At 55.4% G+C, this 18,838-nt stretch carries 17 protein-coding genes; 6 read left to right on the forward strand and 11 right to left on the reverse strand.

The features are described from left to right. Positions 1 to 218: 218 nt before the first annotated feature. The 4 genes from AC2FJB_RS06355 to AC2FJB_RS06370 form a co-directional block, all read right to left on the reverse strand. Complete coding sequence (locus tag AC2FJB_RS06355; RefSeq protein ID WP_496717613.1) at positions 219 to 503, reverse strand: YiaA/YiaB family inner membrane protein; 285 nt, start codon at positions 501 to 503, stop codon at positions 219 to 221. Between the two features lie 43 nt (positions 504 to 546). Further along, positions 547 to 1,230, reverse strand: a complete 684-nt coding sequence (locus tag AC2FJB_RS06360) for a PspA/IM30 family protein (RefSeq protein WP_496717614.1) — start codon at positions 1,228 to 1,230, stop codon at positions 547 to 549. A gap of 92 nt (positions 1,231 to 1,322) precedes the next feature. Continuing rightward, positions 1,323 to 1,913, reverse strand: coding sequence for a TetR/AcrR family transcriptional regulator (locus tag AC2FJB_RS06365; RefSeq protein WP_117869565.1), 591 nt, complete (start codon positions 1,911 to 1,913; stop codon positions 1,323 to 1,325). A gap of 56 nt (positions 1,914 to 1,969) precedes the next feature. Continuing rightward, positions 1,970 to 2,344, reverse strand: a complete 375-nt coding sequence (locus AC2FJB_RS06370; protein WP_299898859.1) for a hypothetical protein — start codon at positions 2,342 to 2,344, stop codon at positions 1,970 to 1,972. 91 nt (positions 2,345 to 2,435) lie between these two features. Between AC2FJB_RS06370 and AC2FJB_RS06375 the strand changes: the two genes are divergently transcribed. Continuing rightward, the gene (locus AC2FJB_RS06375) at positions 2,436 to 3,194 is read left to right on the forward strand and encodes an alpha/beta fold hydrolase (RefSeq protein ID WP_496717615.1); all 759 of its coding nucleotides are present in this window, start codon (positions 2,436 to 2,438) and stop codon (positions 3,192 to 3,194) included. On the opposite strand, the gene AC2FJB_RS06380 is transcribed toward AC2FJB_RS06375, so the two are convergent. The 6 genes from AC2FJB_RS06380 to AC2FJB_RS06405 form a co-directional block, all read right to left on the reverse strand. Further along, the gene (locus AC2FJB_RS06380; protein ID WP_117869568.1) at positions 3,195 to 3,380 is read right to left on the reverse strand and encodes a hypothetical protein; all 186 of its coding nucleotides are present in this window, start codon (positions 3,378 to 3,380) and stop codon (positions 3,195 to 3,197) included. A gap of 93 nt (positions 3,381 to 3,473) precedes the next feature. Beyond that, positions 3,474 to 3,851 (reverse strand): rhodanese-like domain-containing protein, encoded by a 378-nt coding sequence (locus tag AC2FJB_RS06385; protein WP_299898853.1) that lies wholly within the window; start codon positions 3,849 to 3,851, stop codon positions 3,474 to 3,476. Between the two features lie 79 nt (positions 3,852 to 3,930). Then, positions 3,931 to 5,283, reverse strand: coding sequence for an HlyD family type I secretion periplasmic adaptor subunit (locus AC2FJB_RS06390; protein WP_298855778.1), 1,353 nt, complete (start codon positions 5,281 to 5,283; stop codon positions 3,931 to 3,933). Positions 5,284 to 5,285: 2 nt separating this feature from the next. Next, on the reverse strand, positions 5,286 to 7,508 hold the full coding sequence (locus AC2FJB_RS06395; RefSeq protein WP_496685515.1) for a type I secretion system permease/ATPase: 2,223 nt from the start codon (positions 7,506 to 7,508) through the stop codon (positions 5,286 to 5,288). Positions 7,509 to 7,547: 39 nt separating this feature from the next. Next, on the reverse strand, positions 7,548 to 9,488 hold the full coding sequence (locus AC2FJB_RS06400) for a type I secretion protein (protein ID WP_496717616.1): 1,941 nt from the start codon (positions 9,486 to 9,488) through the stop codon (positions 7,548 to 7,550). 130 nt (positions 9,489 to 9,618) lie between these two features. Then, on the reverse strand, positions 9,619 to 11,901 hold the full coding sequence (locus AC2FJB_RS06405) for a hypothetical protein (protein ID WP_496717617.1): 2,283 nt from the start codon (positions 11,899 to 11,901) through the stop codon (positions 9,619 to 9,621). 763 nt (positions 11,902 to 12,664) lie between these two features. Here AC2FJB_RS06405 and AC2FJB_RS06410 point away from each other — a divergent pair. The 3 genes from AC2FJB_RS06410 to AC2FJB_RS06420 all read left to right on the forward strand — a co-directional run bounded on the left by AC2FJB_RS06410 (position 12,665) and on the right by AC2FJB_RS06420 (position 14,453). Further along, on the forward strand, positions 12,665 to 13,255 hold the full coding sequence (locus AC2FJB_RS06410; RefSeq protein ID WP_299898843.1) for a helix-turn-helix transcriptional regulator: 591 nt from the start codon (positions 12,665 to 12,667) through the stop codon (positions 13,253 to 13,255). Continuing rightward, the gene (locus AC2FJB_RS06415) at positions 13,248 to 13,745 is read left to right on the forward strand and encodes a hypothetical protein (RefSeq protein ID WP_299640899.1); all 498 of its coding nucleotides are present in this window, start codon (positions 13,248 to 13,250) and stop codon (positions 13,743 to 13,745) included. The genes AC2FJB_RS06410 and AC2FJB_RS06415 overlap by 8 nt, the downstream gene beginning before the upstream one ends. A gap of 270 nt (positions 13,746 to 14,015) precedes the next feature. Next, entirely contained in the window at positions 14,016 to 14,453 is a 438-nt protein-coding gene (locus AC2FJB_RS06420) for an Arm DNA-binding domain-containing protein (RefSeq protein WP_496717619.1), read from the forward strand. Positions 14,454 to 15,402: 949 nt separating this feature from the next. Here the strand turns inward: AC2FJB_RS06420 and AC2FJB_RS06425 are convergent. Continuing rightward, positions 15,403 to 15,792 (reverse strand): nuclear transport factor 2 family protein, encoded by a 390-nt coding sequence (locus tag AC2FJB_RS06425; RefSeq protein ID WP_496717622.1) that lies wholly within the window; start codon positions 15,790 to 15,792, stop codon positions 15,403 to 15,405. A 96-nt stretch (positions 15,793 to 15,888) separates the two neighbouring features. Between AC2FJB_RS06425 and AC2FJB_RS06430 the strand changes: the two genes are divergently transcribed. Next, entirely contained in the window at positions 15,889 to 17,130 is a 1,242-nt protein-coding gene (locus AC2FJB_RS06430; protein ID WP_496817999.1) for an alpha/beta hydrolase, read from the forward strand. A gap of 315 nt (positions 17,131 to 17,445) precedes the next feature. Beyond that, positions 17,446 to 18,549, forward strand: coding sequence for a linear amide C-N hydrolase (locus AC2FJB_RS06435; protein ID WP_496717625.1), 1,104 nt, complete (start codon positions 17,446 to 17,448; stop codon positions 18,547 to 18,549). The last annotated feature ends 289 nt before the right edge of the window (positions 18,550 to 18,838 follow it).

Here is an 18,838-nt window from a genome sequence, read left to right on the forward strand (position 1 = left end):
GACGGCAACAGAGCCGTCGAAGCCAAGGTCAAGGCCGAAGTCGCAGACCTCTGCGCCAAATTCCCGATCTATCCGAACTTGTAATCGGCCCATCTTCCAACATAAAACGGCGTCCCGGCGGCGCCGTTCTTTTTTTCAGACCACTTGCCCATACAACTGAATGCTGGCGTCAGAGATACCGTTGGGCCAAGCGCCGTGGTTACACGGCGCGGCTTTGATCAACCGTCAGATGACGGCTCTTTAAGTACATCCTCCAACAATTTTTCATTTCGCGCCTCTTCAATCCGATTGATGCGATCCTCGGCCGAGCGCGCGTCGAAGCGATATTTGACCACGTTTATCAGGCTAAGCGTCAGCAGAACGATACCCATGCCCCAATAGCCCTTGGTAGCCAGCGGAACATCGGTCGACAGGTACAGTGAAATAGCCAGCAAAGCGTAGGCAACAGCAACGCCTGCGCCGTTCAACATGAGAATAGGGGCATTTTCGTTTCGATTGATCATTGGAAGTCTCCTGTTGTCAAAGCATGTTGATATTGGTCGATTTTCAATTGTCTGTTTGCGCCTTGAGACGCTTCAGAACATCTGATGCGGTTGCCCGCGTTTTGGGGCCATATCCGGCTTCTTCCATTCGGGCAGTAAGGTTTAAGTGGTCCATCCCGGCGTCAATCTCTTGCAAGATTTCGGATTGCTCGAACGGGTCATCCTGTTTCATCACGCGAGCAATCAGCGCCTCAGCTTCGTCTATCGGGCTGTCGCCGCCCAGATGTCGGTTCAGCAACTTTTGCAGCCCTTGCTCTCGTTTTACGGCGCGTGCAGAGATTGCACCTTGCTTGAGATCCAGAATGCGGCGGCTCGCCGCCTGAACTGAATGGCGCAATTGCAGGATGCGCGCTTCGAGTCGGCCCTCGGTCTGTTTGCGCAGCGCCAATTCGTTTTCCAGATCTGCAACCGCCTGCGCCGCGGTTTGGGCAAGATCCTGTCGATCGTCCTCCAACGCCTGACACGCCCGCGCCATCAGGTCGTCAATACGGGCTTGCAGGGTCTCGACCTGTCGGATTTCACTACGCTGCTTCTGAATCAGGCTGGCCAGCGTCAGCTTTGCCGCCTTGAGGTTCTGTTCTGCTTCGCGGATTTTCTGATCAATCAGTTCAATAGAAAAACTGTCCCTCAAGCGGTTTTCGGCCTTGGCGTTTGCACCATCAATCAAGGTCTTCAGGGTACTGAACATGTGTTCCTCCATTTCATGAACATCGTTCACATCATGGAGATAACAACCCAATGAACGCCGTTCAAGTATTTTTGTGAACACCGTTCAGGAAACTATTTGTTTCCAATACGTGAAAGAACCTGCGCGATCATGCGTTCGATCTGTTCTGGCGGCACACCTGAAATGCGGTTTTCAAGCCCAAGGGTGACGATCCCGTGAACCGACGAGAACAGCGCGCGCGTCATCAGATCCATCTCAACCCGATCCAGTTCGGGAAACAGTTCGCTGACCGGCTCAGCAATGAAGGAAAACAACTCTTTCAACGCGTTGCGATACCAGTCGGGCACAGGGCCATCATCGGACATCTGCAAGTCGAACAAGGCCCGCCACAGGTTCGCGTTTTCATCGGCGAAATACAGATAAGCCGTGCTCATGACAATCAACCGCTGCACCGGAGGTTCACTGCCGTCAAAAGACGTACCGACTGCCTGCCCCAGACGTTTGAACGTACGCCCGTTCACGGCCATGACAATTGCGTTGAGATCCTCGAATACGTTGTAAATCGCGCCCAGCGCACATCCGGCATCTTTGGCCAGATCCCGTGCCCGAAGGTCGCTCAGGCCATTCTGGTCAATGCGGGTTTCTGCCGCCTCGACCAGCTTTTCGCGGAGCAGTTCACGCCGGATCTGTGCTTTCGTTGACATCGCGCCCTCGGGATTGAACCACGTTCAGAACTCAGCGCATAGTCCAGAATGCAAGGTCAGATCAAGCCGCGCCACCACAGAAAGACCAGCAGCAGTGTCGCCAATGCCAGCATGTTGAAAGCCAGCCCTCCCAACAGGCCGAGGAACCAGCCCCATCTGCGGTCGGCAAGGTTGATGGACCCCAGATGATCCTGCACCACATCGGACGCCTTGATCAGCTTGGGATTATCCAGAACCAGCCTCAGCTTGGGATGAGATGCCATCGCCTCGGCCCGGGCCAGAAACAGCGCCTGCTTGTAGACGCGGCGCGGCAGTCGGCGTTTGGCCTTGCGGATCGACGCCTCGAGCGTCCTGTCGCGCACTCCAATTTTTGCGCGCAGCAAAACAACCGTCTCGGCGATCCGGGTTTGAATGTCTGGGTCCTGCGACATATGTTGCCTCCTGCGGGGGCAATCTAATGGCAGCTACAAAGACCTACAATGGGGCTGGTCGTTTCCAGCGGTGACTTGTATCACGCGAAACATGCTGAACACGATAGTACATGGTGAACCAACCGCCCGACCGCCTCTTGTGATTGCCCATGGCCTATATGGATCGGCCCGAAATTGGGGCGTGATTGCCAGACGGTTATCGGACGAGCGGCAAGTTGTTGCAGTCGACATGCGTAACCACGCCTACAGTGCGTGGGATCCTTGCCATGACTATCCCCAACTGGCGCAGGATATTGCCGACGTCATCGAGCAGATTGGCGGGACAGCAGATGTGCTAGGGCATTCAATGGGCGGGAAGGCCGCGATGACACTTGCGCTGCAACACGGCGCCCTGGTGAACAAAATGGTGATCGCAGATATTGCGCCGGTGAAATACACGCACAGCCAAATTCAGTTTATCGAAGCCATGCGTGCCGTGGACTTCTCGCGCATTGCACGCCGCTCGGATGCCGAGCAGCAATTGGCCGAGCAGGGCGTTGAAAAAGCATTGCAGAGCTTTTTCACCCAATCGCTGGACATCAAGGGAAAGCGTTGGTTGCTGAACCTGGATGTGTTGGCAGACCAGATGCCAAATATCATGGGCTTTCCAGATCTGGACGCCCTGTGGCAAGGTTCCGCGCTGTTCCTGTCAGGGGGCGCGTCAGACTACGTCCTGCCTGAGCATCGCGATAAAATCCGCACGTTGTTTCCCGGAGCGCGTTTTGCCAAAATCCCCGGTGCCGGACATTGGCTGCATGCCGAAAAACCGCGTGAGTTCGAAGCTGCCGTCAGGACATTCCTGAACGCCTGATCACGCGCCTTGATACAGCCGCCGGGCCACCATCCAGGATGCCGGAGCGGCGAGTACAGCCCCTGCGGCTGCGGCGCCAACGATCGCGCTGACAGACACCATTCCAGCCGACAGCACGGCGATAATGGCCGAACCTGACAGAGCAGTTGCAATCAGTGAATACAACATAGCGGCAAGACGAAACATGGCCGGGTTTTCCTTCTGATGACTTCCGGCCAAATGTTTCACGATTCGAATGTGTTGCACTTTGATTTGTGTCAGATGCAGGCTGTTCCGGACCTAGGATTTGACGGTTTCACCGCCTCCATTCACCCAGTCGGCCAACCCACCGAGATTATACACCTTCTGATATCCCATATCCTTCAGAAGCTTTCCGGCCAAAGCCGCGCGCCCACCTGATGCGCAGTACAACACGATGGGGCGTTCCTTGCGCAGTTCGGGGTCATGTGATTGCAATGCATCGTCTGCCCGAAATTCCAGCATGCCACGGGGTATATGATGCGCCCCGGCGGCGCGACCAGTGTTTTCCAGCTCATTCGCATCGCGAATATCCAGCAGCAGCCCCCCCTGTTCGATCATGGCCTTTGCCTGGGCAGTATCGATACGCTCGACCACCGCATTGGCGGCCTCCATCATGTCTTTGACCGTCACCGGCATGCAAGTTCTCCTCTACGTCGCCGCGCAGAGGTTAACATGCGAGAATTAGAAGGTGTAGGCGTGAAGGAGAGCGACCGCGTTATTGCTCCCGAAACGCGCGCGACATGCTGTCTGATACCGGTTTGGCGATATAGGCCGCAAAGGTGCGTTCTTCGGTTTGAATCATGATTTCAGCGGGCATCCCCGGGGTCGGAACAAAGCCGCTGACGCGGTGCAACTCATCCGGAGTGAGTGAGATCCGCGCCAGATAGACTTCTTGCGGAACACCGGTCGAATCCTCAAGCAGTGAATCGGCCGAGATATAGAAGACTTCTCCGTACAAAACAGGCGTCGTGCGCTGATTCAATGCGATCAGGCGTACAGTGGCGGTCTGCCCCGTAACAACACTGTCAATCTCGGTGCGCGGAATCTGTGCCTCGATGATCAGGGGCGCATCTGCGGGCAGTATCTCGGCTATCGGTTCCCCGGTTTCAATCACACCGCCCGGCGTATGATAGTGCAATCGCACCACCGTTCCGGTCACAGGCGCGCGCACTACGGCCCGGTCAAGAACGCTGCGGGCCTGACGGGATTTTTCACGAACGCTTTCCAGATCGGCTTCGATAACGCCCAGTTCGTCCAGCGCGGCCTCACGATAGGCGGACCGCGTACGCGTAATCTGTTCGTCATATTTCAGCAGCATCTGGTTGATTTCGGCGGCTTCCGCCTGCAACCGGGCCTGCTGCCCTTCGGCTTCGGCCTGAACACGACGGATGGTGTTCAAATCCCCTTTGCGAACAAGGCCTTTCTCGAACAGCTGGCTCTTGGCCTCAAACTCCTCCTGCAATATCTCGGCTCGCCGGGTCATGCTGTCCAGCTGAGCCTCAAATCCGCTGGCCCGGATTTTCAGCGCTTCCATGTTGCGTTCCAACAGCGCCAAGTCATTCAGCAGAGTCTTGCGCGACACATCGAAGCTGAGCTTTTGCCCGTCAAGAATGGCCATTATTTCAACATCTTTGGCGGCTTCGATCAGTTCCGGCGAAAACACGAGGCGGTCGCGTTCCCCGTACTCCGCCAGCAGCCGCTCGGTCATAGCCTGAAGGCGCAGCTTGCGAATAAACAGCTCACGCTCATTGGCCTGGGCCGAAGTCTGATCCAACGTCATCAGCACCTGACCCGCCTGAACCGACTGACCTTCCACAACTTTGATGTCTTCGATGATGCCGCCCTCAAGGTGTTGTACTATCTTGTTCCGACCCGTGGCGACGAAGCTGCCTTGCGCGATGACCGCAGCGGCCAGCGGAGCGCTGAAGGACCAGACCCCGAAACCGCCGAAACACACGACAAGCATGACCAGCCCGATCACAATGAACCTGTTGATCGAGCGTGGAACCTCAGCATACCACACATCTGGATCATTGTCGGAGTTGTTCACAGGTACGAGGTCGTTCATGGTCAGCCCCCCTGCCGGCCTTCAATGCCGGTCTGTTTGCGCGGCCCATTGAGCTGCTGAAGAACCTGGTCTCGCTGACCGAACAGGGCCACGCGCCCGTCGGTCAAAAGCATGATCTTGTCGACAACATTCAACAGCGTTGGTTTCTGCGTGATAACAACCACGGTGATCTTGCTCGCACGCGCCTGCTCAATGGCACGCGCAAGCGCTTTGTCCCCAGCGACGTCAAGGTTTGAGTTCGGCTCATCCAGCACAACCATTTTGGGGTTGCCAAAGAATGCCCGCGCCAGTGCGATACGTTGTTTCTGACCACCGGATAAGGGCGACCCATCAGCGGCCACCACGGTCTCATATCCCTGCGGCAGGGTCGCAATCATGTTATGAACATCGGCCAGAACGGCGGCATCGTGAATCTGTTCGTCTGTGGCATCCACCCGCATCCGTCCGATATTGTCCTTGATCGTGCCGGGGAATAGCTGAACATCCTGTGGCAGGTAGCCGATGCTTTCGCCAAACTGGCGCGGGTCCCAGTTGCGGATGTCCATCAGGTCAAGCCTTACACTACCCGATGTGGGCAGAATGGACCCGACAAGAGTTTTCCCAAGCGTGGTTTTCCCCGCACCTGAATTGCCGATAATGGCCAGTGTTTCGCCGGGAACCAGCGAGAACGTAATACCGTTCAGAACCACGCGTTTGGTTCCGCCCGGCACATAGAGCAGACGTTCGACATCCAGACGACCTTCGGGGCGAGGCAAGCGCAGTTTTTCGTATTGCAGGGCCGAGGTCGATAGCAGCGCCTTGATCCGCCCATAAGACCCGCGTGTCAGCAGATAGCTGTTCCACCCTTCAATCGAGCCTTCAATTGGCGCAAAGGCGCGCCCGGCAATGATCGAGGCCGCAATCACCATACCACCCGTGATCTCTCCCTGCAGGGCCAGAAACGCGCCCCAGCCCAGTATTCCGATCTGCGTCAGCAGGCGAACGGCGCGCGAAATTGCAGCGAAGATCACGTTTCGGTCCTGTGCCCGTACCTGCCAGGTCAATGATTGGGCTGTGTCCCGCCCCCAGATTCGCACTGCTTCGGGGATCATCGCCAAAGCGTTAATGATCTGGCTGTTGCGCGACATCGAATCCAGATGCAGGTTCGCCATGGACTGCGCCTTATTTGCCTCGGCAAACGGCTTGGCTGTCATTTTTTGGTTGATCAGCGCAATCGTCATCAGGATCAGCGCAGTAACCACCACGATCATCCCCAGTTCCGGATGCACCAGAAAAATCATCAGGATGAACAATGGCGCAAACGGCACGTCCAGAAACGAGATCAGCGTACCGGACACCAGGAAACCACGAAGCTGTTGCAGATCGCCCAACGTCTGATACTCGCGCCCGTTTCCATGCAACGACGCATGGGCCGCCGCGCTAAGTACTGGTGCGCCCAGCCGGGCCGCCACCTCAACGCCCGTGCGCATAAGCATGAACCGCCGCACCGCATCGAAGGCAGACTGAAAAACCACCGCCCCCGCAACGATAGCCGTCAGCATGATCAGCGTGTCCAGCGACCGGCTGGTCAGGACCCGGTCACTGATTTGAAACAGATAAATCGGAATCGCCAGGATCAGGACATTCGTGGCGCAGGTCAGGACCAGAACAAACGCAAGATTGCGCCAGATTGCCCGTGTCGAAACGCGTAACGTGCGCTGGAAATCCTCGGGCGGGGTGCGTTTGTGGAAGGTTTGGGGTGGCCCGTTCCCATCACCGCCGCCGGTCTTCGTTTGCAACAGTGGCTGGTTTGCCTTGGCCTCGATCGTGGTGCCTATGCCGCTCTCACCGGGTGCGCGCGCAGAGGGGGTCTTGCGCGCAGTTGAGTCACCGGCGGATGTCGGATCCAGGCCGTCGGCGTCGGCCACCCCATTGCCACCACCCACCGGGTCTTCATCTTGCGCGGGCTGCGGCTGTGCACGCTGATGGGGAGGATCAGCGCGCCGTTGTTCGCGTGCGTGTTTTTGGTCTACGGATTGCTGCGACTCTTCAGTCTCAACCGTCGCATTTTGATCTGGCTCAGGCACACGCATCTCCTGCGTCAGGTGCAATCGGGCTTTGACCTTTTGTGCCCGTGTCGTAGGATCCGGGCCATCGCCAGCGCACTGACGCTGTGGACCCAAACCGCCCTGCCTGTCCAATGGACTGGATAAGAATGGACGGCGCGACGAAAAAACAATCGACATTTACAAACCTTCTGGTCACTCGGTAACAATTCGGGAGGGTCAGGCCAGCATGGTTTGCAGGCCATCATCTGGTGTCGTTGCGTCAGTGGATGGTGCGTTCAATGCCAGTGCGGCATCCGGTTGCGGCATGGACATGTCGTCCATGATTGCAGCGATTGCCTCATTGGTCATCTCGGTGATTTCTTCGTTGTTTGGAACGTCAATCAGGCTGGCTTGATGAAGCAGCAGGTCAGAGTAAGACCCGTCAGCGGCCATAACAGTTGAATCCACACCCATTTTGGTCAGGTTCGCGGCGTTCAACAGGGCGTTGCTGCCAGCGACGACCTCGGTATCGGCTGCATTTGGACCGGACAGGTCAATCTGATCCTGATCCAGCATCATGGTGACCTGCTCAACGATGTTCACCTGCAACAAGTCTCCGTCGATCTTGAGCACGCGCAACTGCTCCATCCCGGCGAACATGGGATCGTTGAGCAACGCATCCTCCAGCGCATCCATATCCGTTTGTTCAAGCGCCATGGCGTCGGACAGGTTCTGTTGCAAATCCTGATGAGTATCTTCGCCTATCGTTTTGACGGACGCGTCATTCATGATCAGGTTTTCATCATCTCCGGTCGTTGCCCCGGGCATACCACCGCTGATGATATCATCATCCATCAGGGCGCTGGTCTGATACAACATATCCACGGAAATCATGTTTCCATCGATCATGATCAGGTCATAAAAGCTGCCCAGCTGTACTATGTCGGTGACATTGAACATCTCGTTATCGCCCATCGCGTACAACGTCGATGCGGCCGAAATCTCTGTCTGAATGTTGTCGATATCCGTGGCGTCGATAACCTGCTTGATGAAGTTTGCCACAACCAGATCACCGTGCACCCAATCCACAACGATGAATTCGGGTTGTCCGGAGGTTCCGGCGGCGTCATCAAGCCAGGGGGCAACGCGGCCTTCGACTTCGATCTTCGAGGACTGAATCACATCGGTGCCACTGCCCGCGCCCGGCGCCCCCACATCCCAATCAGATACAAGCGCAACCTGGCTTATGGCGGTAAGGCTGATCGCCTGCCCTCCGACGGCGATATAGGGGGCATCAACCCAACCTACGGATGCCGAGAAGGCATTGATCGCAAGGTTGCCTCCGGTCACGACAAGGTGTCCGTCGTCAAATTCAGGATCCTTCGACTGATCCCACTCGTCCGGAAGCATGGCCTCTGCCACGTTCTCGCCTGCTTCGTCCTGTTGATGGAACTCAGGCAGAATGTCCGTCCAGACTGGAGCCTCGTCAACATACTTGCCATTGACGATCACACCCAACGCGTCATCGCCATGGAATTGATGCACGGTAACGCCGTCCACGTTCGCGCTCACCGGGGTCAGCATCTGCTGGGCCAGCGCCTCAATCATCTCGGTTGATTTGTAATCCGCGAGTGAAAACGATGGGACTGCCACGCCATGAAACGACAACGCCAGTTCCAGAACCTCTTCGCCCTGAGCGATCAGCGCCTCGGTATCACGAAAGTCTCCTTCGCCCACCGTATCGTTGTCGCGCATGACCACTTTTTGCACAGTGAAGGTCATTGCCGAACCCAATGGCACTGTCTCGGGCCGCAGAACAATCAACTCCGGCGCAGAAGACGAGCCGGATATGCTGTCCGGAACAAATCGCTGAGACACCGCGCTGTCACCATTAAGGATGACCGCTGACTCATACACCGGTCCATCAGGTGCTTGTGGTAATGGCAATTCTGGTTGAGAGGGAAGGAAATTGAATGGCAGGGCTTTATACTCGCCCGACGGGATATCCAGATCAGCTTTGATGTGAATCGAGGTCGGGTCCTCAAGCCCATCTATTTCAGCTTTCCGCCTCAGCGCGCTGAACTCCTCGTACTGATCCCTCAGTCGGGCCTGTTCAATCGTAATTTCGAATGTTCCAACAAAATGCGCTATCGTTTCTGTAATACCGTCAAGTGCCATGTCGGTTATCCTTTATGCCCGCAACGGCTCGAAATTTCCGCTTTGGGTTCAGTTGGGCCGGGGCCGCGTTTTGCGGCCCCGGCATTTTCGAAAGTTGCAAGGCCCGAAAATGCGAGCCCTGCCGTTTGACTTAAACGTCTGTGTCGTCGCTGGCGTGGGACATGGTCATCGAACCACCCACCATGGTCGTATCGACCGTGTTGCCCAGAACGTTGGCGCCCATGATGATCGACTGGTTGAACGCAGACGTATCAACGACTGCTGCAGCCGATGCATAGGACTCTCCGGTTACGATGCCATCGCCACCATTGTTCGCGCCCCAGGCACCACCATTGCCGCCGGCACCACCGTCGCCTGAATAGGCGCCGCCGCCGTTACCACCGGTGATCGTGCCGCCCATGGTATCGCCTGACGTTGCGCTGCCCATCGAAGCTCCGCTGGTTCCGCCGTCCGCGGCGGATGCGCCACCGGCACCACCGTAGCCCGAGTCGGCAGAACCGGTCGCGTCGCCGGAGCCGGTCGATGTAGCATCATTGTCGGAACTGCCTTCGCCACCGTATCCGGCAATTGCCTCGGCCAGGCTGTCAGCCGCGCCGTTTGTATCGGCATCTCCGAAGACGTCCGCTGCTCCGCCATCGCCCGCGGTATTTGCGGCATCGGCAGACCCTGCTCCGTTTCCGGTAGACGTCGATGTTGGCGTTGTACTGCCGCCCGCGCCGCCGTCGCCGTCAGCAGCTGACGTTCCGGTACCGGCCGCATCCGCAGCGCCGTCGGCCGCGTTTGACCCTCCGTTACCGCCGCTGCCGTCGGTATCTTGCGAATTGCTGGCTGCGCCGTTCACGTCACCCGGGCTCTGGTCAATATCCGGCCCGCTTGCCGACTGATCACCAACGCCCTGAGCATCGGAATTCGCGTCAGCGGTTCCACCAGAACCGTCGCCGCCCGAGCCGTCGCCGCCGGAACCGTCGCCGGCTGTTCCGTCGCCACCGGTTCCATCACCGCCGGTTCCGTCACCGCCTTCGCCTGCTTCAGCGTCAATCATGCCCAGCTCTTCCTGCAGAGCCAGGATCGCAGCTTCGACCATCGCGCCGAAGCCACCTTCGCCGTCGCCGCCGGTGCCGTCGCCGCCGGTTCCGTCACCGCCAGTTCCGTCACCGCCAGTTCCGTCGCCACCGGTTCCGGTTCCACCAGAGCCGTCAGCCGAGCTGTCCGCGCCGCTGTCAGCAGTGCCATCCGCTGTGTTGTCACCAGCAGTGGCATCATTTGCGTCGGTGTTGCTGTCGCTGGTGTTCGAGGCCGAACCATCTGCCGCAGCGTTACCATCACCACCGTCCGCTCCGGACGCGTCCGCGGCGTTATCCGCCGTCCCGGTACCCGTTCCAGTCGAGTCGGAGTCGCTGTCGCCGCCGTTTGCGTTACCGGATGCATTCGAACCGGACAGACCCAGCCCCAGACCCAGACCAAACGAATCCGCACTGCCGCCGGCTCCACCAGTACCCGTACCATCTGCACTTGTGCTGCCATCGTTGTCAGACGACGCTGAGCCATCCGCGGCACCACCATCTCCACCGGTACTGTCACCGTCGGATCCTGCGCCCGCCATACCAACACCATTGCTGGCATTGCTCGCGTCACCGGTCGATCCGCCCCGGCCGCCGCTGGAATCGGCATCGGCACTGCCGGTGTCACCACCGTCAGCCCACGCGTGGCTACCCAGCGTTGATGAATCGGCCGCACCACCATAGCTGGTTCCGCCGTCACCCGATTTACCGCCGGTAGCATCCGAACTGATGCCTTCAGCCGCAGTTGCCGTGCCACCATTGGCGTCGCCGTTCTGGTAGAAGTCGGCATTGTTGGATACGCTTGGTGAATCCAACGTGTCATCATCACTCAGACTGGCGACCTGGCTGTTCACGGATGACATCGCTGTTCCGGCGCCATCCATCGAGACATCCAGATTCATGTCATCGCCGGGATCATAGGTCAGATCGCGGCCAGCCGTGATCACGTCACCCACTGTCGCCGAGTCGCCGAGATCCAGATCAACCTGATCGTCGTCGCGCGGAATCCACTCGCCGCCGCCGAAATCGATGTTGATTTCGTTGTTGTTGGAGTTGTCGTTGGTGTTGTCTCCGGCATTAAGCGTCTGATCTTGATCCTGACCTTGGTCCTGATCCTGACCCTGGTCCTGACCTTGGTCTTGGCCCTGGTCCTGACCCTGATCCTGGCCTTGGTCCTGACCCTGTTCGTTGGCGTTTTCTACGTTTTGGTCCTGCTGCTGCTGTTGCGCAGTCACGTCGGCTTCGACAAGAGCCTCATCAACCTGAATTTCAACATCCACCGGAGCATCCAGGTTTTCGACAATAATTTCGTCAACGGTCGTTACATTGGTATTGTTTACATTGCGTCTCATAACTAATTCCCATTTCTGGAACGCCTGACCGCCATTCATCTACAAAGCGGCAACGGGCGTGATTGAAACAAAATTCCCCACACAGCGTTCGAACACACTGAATGCGGTAAACATTAGTTTTCCTGAGGCCACCTCCTTTCCCGGCTAAGCCGAAAACGCGACCGTTCTCAATCAATGCTGAAATGCGCAAGGAACGGACACGACAGGGACAGACGCTTTGACAATTAAAGCCCGCCCATGTTTGCAGCGGTATGCGTTCGCGACTAGCTAACTGAAAGTTCTGATACGGTTAACTTGTTGTTTTTAATATTTATTTTGTAAGAATTTGAGGCTACCGCCAAACCACGCCCAAAAGTTCTATATGAAGAAAGTAACAAAAAATAAGTGCAATTGTTTCCGCCAGTTACACAAATTCGCGCAGGAAAACCTAACCAATAGTTCTATATCCCCGACACACGAACTATACCGTCTGGTTGTAGAAATTCACGCTTTCTGCTACAATTAAACATACGTAATTCTTTGATTAGTTAACTACTTTTGCTCCGGTAATTAGATTTCAATAACGCAATTTCCGGTTAACCCCGCTTTGTGAGGGAATGTAATGAGTGAGTCTTTGATCAATAAAACTGGCAGTCACGGTATTTGTTCAGAAGATTTTCCGATTATCTTCCTCGGAAAAGAACTATTCTATTCAAATCAAACTCTAAGAAGCGTTCAAACTGAATATGGGATCTGCGCTTTTCGCTTCGAAACACTCGAGGCCATGCGCGAACATGTTCCGGACAGCGGCAAGATCGTCGTTGTGGATCAGATGTTGATCGAAGACCTGTTGGCGCGTCCCAGGGCATATACCAATAGTACAGGTTCCGGTTGCCTTGCCTTTGCCTATCGCAAGGAGGATTCGGCCAGACACATGTTCGAAAGCTGGAACCGTGCGCAGTTTGGAGATGTTGGCTTTCTGCCGATGAATGTCGCACCGGACGCGTGGCGCGCCATCCTCAGATTGCTGATGCATGAAGAACTATATCTTCCCAGTTTTCTGGCTGACTGTGTCTCTTCCCCCTGTCAACAAGCGACTGATAGACCTCGGGACCGGGAAACTATTGCATCGAACGGCGTGGATCGGCATGCACAATACTCCAAGCTGACACGCCGCGAAAAGCAGGTTCTGCAACTGGTCTCACAAGGCAAAAGCAACAAACTGATTGCGGCCAAGCTGGGCATCACAGAACACACGGTCAAGCTGCACATGCATAATGTTGTCGGCAAGATCGGTGTCAGCAACCGGACGGCGGCGGCTCATTTCTATTTCGAGGTTGCGCCTCATGAGGCGCAGCAGACAGCCTTTGACTGATCCTTTTGAAGCCCGGTTCGACCGCCTGATCCTTTTGGTCGGCAGGCTGAACTATATGTGGACCAACACCGAGAGCCTGTTGATCCACCTGATCGCCGGGCTGACCGACACGTCGAAGGACGTTGCCGTCATCATTTTCCTGACTTTGAACACCACCCGGGCGCGAATCGATCTGGTTGAAAGACTTGCAAAAATGGAAGGGCGTCCGGCCCTGATCCGCGATCCGATCCTTGAGCATACACAACGGCTGGCCAAGCTTTCTGGTATTCGCAACAAGTACAACCATTGCATCTATTCCTTCGACCCTGAAAGCGGAAACCCGAAAACAATCCTAATGCGGATTGCTGACCGCAAAACCGACATAAAACTCGGCCGTGAAGACACCGTCGACGAGAATGCCCTGCGCCAGATCGAAGCAGTCGTTGAACAGCTGTCAGCCGCAAACAGGGACATTTGGAAACTGATCCGACAATTGGGGTTTCCGGTTTAGGCTAACCATTATGGCACAATTGAACAGCGGAGTTTTGTGGGGTCATCGCAGCACTCGCAAGATCGCCGCCGCGCATTCGGCCAAGCACATGTAAGTCATTGCACAATTTCAGAATTCTTGTGTGGTGCGGGCGGTGAGCACCATGTTTCCGTTGCAACATGGTGCAAATAAAAAACGTACTCTGTTGCTAGTGTTGGGTTTTGCAAATTTCACTTGTAGCAACTTGTGTCAACATGTTGCAAGTCAACCCACAGCAAGTGTGGGGCAGATATGGCAAGAGGCGATAACTGGCTTTCCGTAACTCAAGTAAAGAACGTGCCTTCCGGCAGCGTCATTCAAGACGGCGGCGGGCTATCCCTAAAAACGTCAAAGAATGGCGGGCGCTGGTTTTACCGATTCCAAGTTAACGGCAAGCGTCGGGACATGGGGTTGGGTTCATATCCTGACATGTCGCTATCGGACGCGCGCAGGGAGCGTTCAAAGTGGGCCGCTTATGCTGAGCGCGGCGAAGATCCGATTGCAGAGCGTGAGCGTCAGAGACTTGAAGCGGAAAACAGCCAAAACGACCCGACCTTTGAGGAAGTGGCGGCAATGGTGTTTGAGGCGCGGAAGGAAAGTCTTCGCGGTGATGGTGTACGCGGACGCTGGTTCTCCCCCTTAAAGCTCTATGTAACGTCAAGATTAGCAAGCGCCGTGTCAGCACCCTAGCTGCGCGTGACATTCACGACGCGCTGAAACCGATCTGGCGCATCAAACACGAAACCGCAGACAAAGCCCTCTATCGAAAACGGATGGTGCTACGTCAGGCGAAGCTTATGGACTACGAGGTAAAACCGCTCATCTGTGACAAAGCTCGTCATATGCTCGGATATGCAGATCGGGTTTCACAGCCCCTTCCCGCGACACCATGGCAAGAAGTTCCTGATTTATATTCGAGACTCGACAAAGAACACCCCTCTTACCTGGATCTGCGCTTCACGATTTTGAGGCGGCGCGGGGAATGCCGGTGCGCGGGGCTCGTTTCAGTGAGATTGACGGCGACGTGTAGACTGTCCCGCAAGAACGGATGAAGGGAGAACGGGGCAAGGTGCAAGATTTCCGCATTCCGCTCTCAAACGAAGCGCTGAACGTCGTCGAGCAATGCAGATCCACGGCCCTAAACGACTTCCTTTTTCCCAGCCCGCGCGCTGCGGGCGGTGTGAGCGACGTAGCAATGTCAATGGTATTGAAGCATTTGAATGAAGCCGGGCGTGTCAATGGCTTCCACACGTCGTTCAGGACGTGGGTGCAGGATACCTAGGCGGCAGGGTTCGAAGTCGCTGAAACTGCGCTGGCCCATATAGTCGGCAACAAGGTCGAGCGGGCCTATGCGCGCTCGGATCTGCTGGATAAGCGGCGCATCCTCATGCAGAAGTAGGCCGATTACGTGAGCCAGACTGAGGCAAAGGTCGTGCAGCTTCGCGGTTAGATCGGCGGCGGCTCGGTTCGTCTACGACACAATTTTTGTACACTCTGGGGGCTAGACCTAGAAACAAGCATATTTCAACTGCAGTTTCACGCCAAATTGCGGACGGTCGGCTGAATTTTGGCTGAGACCGAATTGCGGACGAAGCACCAAGTCGCTGCGGCTGCGCCAAGGCCTGCTTTTGCCAGGCTGTCATCCATTCCCTGTTTGATGTGAGTACGCATCTGCGTCAAACCATCCTCGTGAAGCCTGAACTTCCATCTCATGGTTCAAATCCCATTCCTCCCAACCATGGATTTTGAGAGGATTGCCACTGGTTGCGTCATGCCCCGTGAAAGTCCACAGAAAGAGCGCGTGCTGCCCGGAAATGCGCACGTCATCGCAGGTGAGCGTCAGGTCTGGCACATCTCTGAAAAAGCCATCTGCCATATCCTGCACCCGGTCCCGACCGGACCACGGCTCACCCAGATTGATCACGATCTCGCCGTCCCGGGCATAAAATGAAGCAACGGCCTCAGCGGATTTCGAGTTCCAGGCATTTGTGTAATCCTGTGCCATTTGCGCGATTTTCATGGTGTCCATCTTAACTTCCTCTGTGACTTCAGTTGTCTCAGGAATGTCACCGAACCACTACGTTTGCGCTTGAGGAAGACCTTGGGAAACTCTTAGGATTCTCCTGTGATTGACCCAATTGCGAAAGAAGACACAGTGCGAGCTATGCAAAAGTACAAGTTTGGCAGTTTTGTTCTCGACCCCGAGCAGCACAGTCTGATGCATTCAGGAGCACCGGTTTCGATTGAACCGAAGGTGTTCGATCTCTTGTTGCTTTTGGTGAAAAACGCAGGTGAGTTGATCAGCCGCGACACATTGATCGAACGCATCTGGCAAGGGCGTATTGTCTCAGAATCTGCGATCAGCGCCTGCGTTGCCGCAGCGCGACGCGCGGTCGGCGATGACGGGCAATCTCAGGCAGTAATCCGAACCGTGGCGCGGCGCGGCTTTTTATGTTGTGCCGAGGTGGAGGTTGTTGAAACCGCAGATGATGCCCAATCCAGAGAGCTTTCGCTACGGCTCCAGTTCACGAAAAACCGCGAAGACAAGTCTCTCGCCTATACCGTAACAGGCGAAGGGCCTCCGATCATCTACACGACTTTTGGCGGAACCAGTATCGAAGCCGACTGGAATTCCCCGTTTTTTCGCCCGTTGCTCGACGCAATCCGCGCGAATAACACGCTGGTACGCTTCGACGAAATGGGCAGCGGCCATTCTGATCTTGAAATGGACTCCGCAGGGGTCGAGGCCGTCGCCTATGATCTGTTGAGTGTTGCCGATGCCATCGGGCTGGACCGGTTCAGCTTGTTCAGCCAATCGGGCTCGGCCCTTTCCGCGGTATTTCTGGCCGCGCACTATCCAGACCGGGTTCAATCCATGGTTTTGAATGGCGGTTATGTTGAAGGCCGGAATGTGCGGCAGAACACCACTGGCACCCCAGAAATGCTGGGCATGATCTCCGAAGGGTGGGACAAGCCTGACAGTAGTTTCCTATTGGCCTATTCGTTGCTTTACTTCCCAGAAGGCCCGCTGGATCTGGCCAAGGATATCGTCGAGATCCTGCAAAAGTCCTGTCCGGCAGAAAACATGTTGCGCATGCGGAAATCGCATAGCGATGCGTCGGTGGCTGACCTCTTGCCCATGGTGCAATGCCCAACGTTTATCGTTCATGCCCGCAACGATTCAATCCACCCGCTGTCCCAGGCCCGCAAATTGGCCGCAGGCATCGCAAGTTCTGAACTACTGGTTCTGGATTCGGCAAATCACGTTCCCATGCCCAAAAGCCCGGATTGGAACGCATTTCTGGAGGCCACGCTGAACTTCTTAAATGGGAATATGGATCACTTTAGAAAGCCAAATACTCAGTAGCGATCAGCGCTACTTCTACCCAATCTGTGCAAAGCTACTTAATAACTTCAGACATTCACCCAACGCGCGGCATCAGTTGCTTTGGGCTCAAAGTGGACCTTCGCTGTATCTGCGATGAATGCCTGCCATACGGACTTGCCCGACGTTCGCACCTAATGTGTTTATCCACCCGAATGGCCAAAACATTGTCATTCACGATCATCGCAGCGAATGATGGCTTTGAACTTGAATCTTGCATGTTAGCTGTCATTTCGATCCGATTCAATTTCGCTACCGTAACTACAACAGCGCAAGGTTAAAAAAGGAAGTAGGCCAATGAAACGAGTTAATGCTCTGAAGCTAAGTAAGCTTGTGAGTTCGACGTTGTTGGCCGTGGCTATAACGACCCAATCCGCCTTGGCATGCACAGGAATCGTTCTTAAGTCGGCAGACGGCGCAACAGTGCCTGCGCGGACCATGGAATTTGGTTTTGACATTCAGTCAAATATTTTTGCGGTTCCATCCGGGACATCGATTGAAACACTCGGTTTGAATCCTGATGTGACGGGCTTCGCGTACGAGGCAAAATACGGCTTTCTTGGTGCAAACGGATTGGACATGCCAATTGTGTTTGATGGCGTTAACACAGAAGGCTTATACTTTGGCGCTTTTTACTTTGCCGGTGACGCGGTATTCTCTGAATTGACGGGTGAAAATCGCGACCGTGCCGTTTCATCCGAAGAAATGGGAAACTGGATTCTTGGCCAGTTCTCCACAGTCGCTGAAGTTAAAGCGGCACTTCCATCCATTGACGTCGTGGGTACGTACGTGGCCGAAATTGACGGATTTGCGCCGTTTCACTATGCGGTGACAGACTCAACGGGCACCTCAATTGTTATTGAGTACACCAAGAGCGGCCTTACAGTTTATGACAACACAGTTAATGCTGTCACAAACAACCCATCTTACAATTGGCACCTGACCAATCTCAGAAATTATGTTGGCCTCCAAAGTGAAAATCGCGGTTTGATGACAGTAGGCTCAGAAAACATCGCGCCATTCGGACAAGGCAGCGGCCTGTTGGGCTTACCGGGTGACCATTCATCTCCAGCTCGATTTGTCCGAGCTGTTGCTTTCGCGAACACATCTCTTCCGTCTGATGACGTGGACGACGCAATATTTAAAGCATTCCACATCTTGAACGTTTTTGACATTCCAAAGGGCTCTATTCGCGAGGCAGTTGGCGATGGCATACACACTGACTACACACTATGGACGTCAGCAGCTGACACAACCAACGCGCGTTATTTTTATAAAACGTATTTGACCCAAAGCGTTGAGAGCATTGACGTTAAGAAAGCTGTGTCGTCGATAAAAGAGCCTACAACGCTTATCATGGAAAGCGGTTTCAAGGTCCGTGACAGAACGGGTGAGTTTTAATATCGGTGACTGGTAAATTTCCTTTTTTGATTGCCCGATTGGTGGACTCGGTTCCGCCAAGGGCATCAGAGGCAAATGCGACAGCATCGTAATACGAACTCCGTAATTGACGGTCAAATTTTGGTCGCAACCGGTACTCACTACCTCATGAGATCGAAGACTTAGGCAAAATATCTGCCCGCTGTAACGACTGCTCCGGGCTCGGTGCAGACGTTCGCCCAAATATCGCGAGCGACCGCAATGCGAACAAAACTGCCGTTTGGGCCAAGACGGTTTGGGCGTTGCTGCA

The sequence above is a fragment of the Ruegeria sp. CDSC085 genome, assembly GCF_059610465.1.

Excerpts from the sequence above, each read along its gene's own strand:
- AC2FJB_RS06355 (WP_496717613.1), bottom strand. The coding sequence starts at position 503 with ATGATCAATCGAAACGAAAATGCCCCTATTCTCATGTTGAACGGCGCA.
- AC2FJB_RS06360 (WP_496717614.1), bottom strand. The coding sequence starts at position 1,230 with ATGTTCAGTACCCTGAAGACCTTGATTGATGGTGCAAACGCCAAGGCC.
- AC2FJB_RS06365 (WP_117869565.1), bottom strand. The coding sequence starts at position 1,913 with ATGTCAACGAAAGCACAGATCCGGCGTGAACTGCTCCGCGAAAAGCTG.
- AC2FJB_RS06370 (WP_299898859.1), bottom strand. The coding sequence starts at position 2,344 with ATGTCGCAGGACCCAGACATTCAAACCCGGATCGCCGAGACGGTTGTT.
- AC2FJB_RS06375 (WP_496717615.1), top strand. The coding sequence starts at position 2,436 with ATGCTGAACACGATAGTACATGGTGAACCAACCGCCCGACCGCCTCTT.
- AC2FJB_RS06380 (WP_117869568.1), bottom strand. The coding sequence starts at position 3,380 with ATGTTTCGTCTTGCCGCTATGTTGTATTCACTGATTGCAACTGCTCTG.
- AC2FJB_RS06385 (WP_299898853.1), bottom strand. The coding sequence starts at position 3,851 with ATGCCGGTGACGGTCAAAGACATGATGGAGGCCGCCAATGCGGTGGTC.
- AC2FJB_RS06390 (WP_298855778.1), bottom strand. The coding sequence starts at position 5,283 with ATGAACGACCTCGTACCTGTGAACAACTCCGACAATGATCCAGATGTG.
- AC2FJB_RS06395 (WP_496685515.1), bottom strand. The coding sequence starts at position 7,508 with ATGTCGATTGTTTTTTCGTCGCGCCGTCCATTCTTATCCAGTCCATTG.
- AC2FJB_RS06400 (WP_496717616.1), bottom strand. The coding sequence starts at position 9,488 with ATGGCACTTGACGGTATTACAGAAACGATAGCGCATTTTGTTGGAACA.
- AC2FJB_RS06405 (WP_496717617.1), bottom strand. The coding sequence starts at position 11,901 with ATGAGACGCAATGTAAACAATACCAATGTAACGACCGTTGACGAAATT.
- AC2FJB_RS06410 (WP_299898843.1), top strand. The coding sequence starts at position 12,665 with ATGCGCGAACATGTTCCGGACAGCGGCAAGATCGTCGTTGTGGATCAG.
- AC2FJB_RS06420 (WP_496717619.1), top strand. The coding sequence starts at position 14,016 with ATGGCAAGAGGCGATAACTGGCTTTCCGTAACTCAAGTAAAGAACGTG.
- AC2FJB_RS06425 (WP_496717622.1), bottom strand. The coding sequence starts at position 15,792 with ATGGACACCATGAAAATCGCGCAAATGGCACAGGATTACACAAATGCC.
- AC2FJB_RS06435 (WP_496717625.1), top strand. The coding sequence starts at position 17,446 with ATGAAACGAGTTAATGCTCTGAAGCTAAGTAAGCTTGTGAGTTCGACG.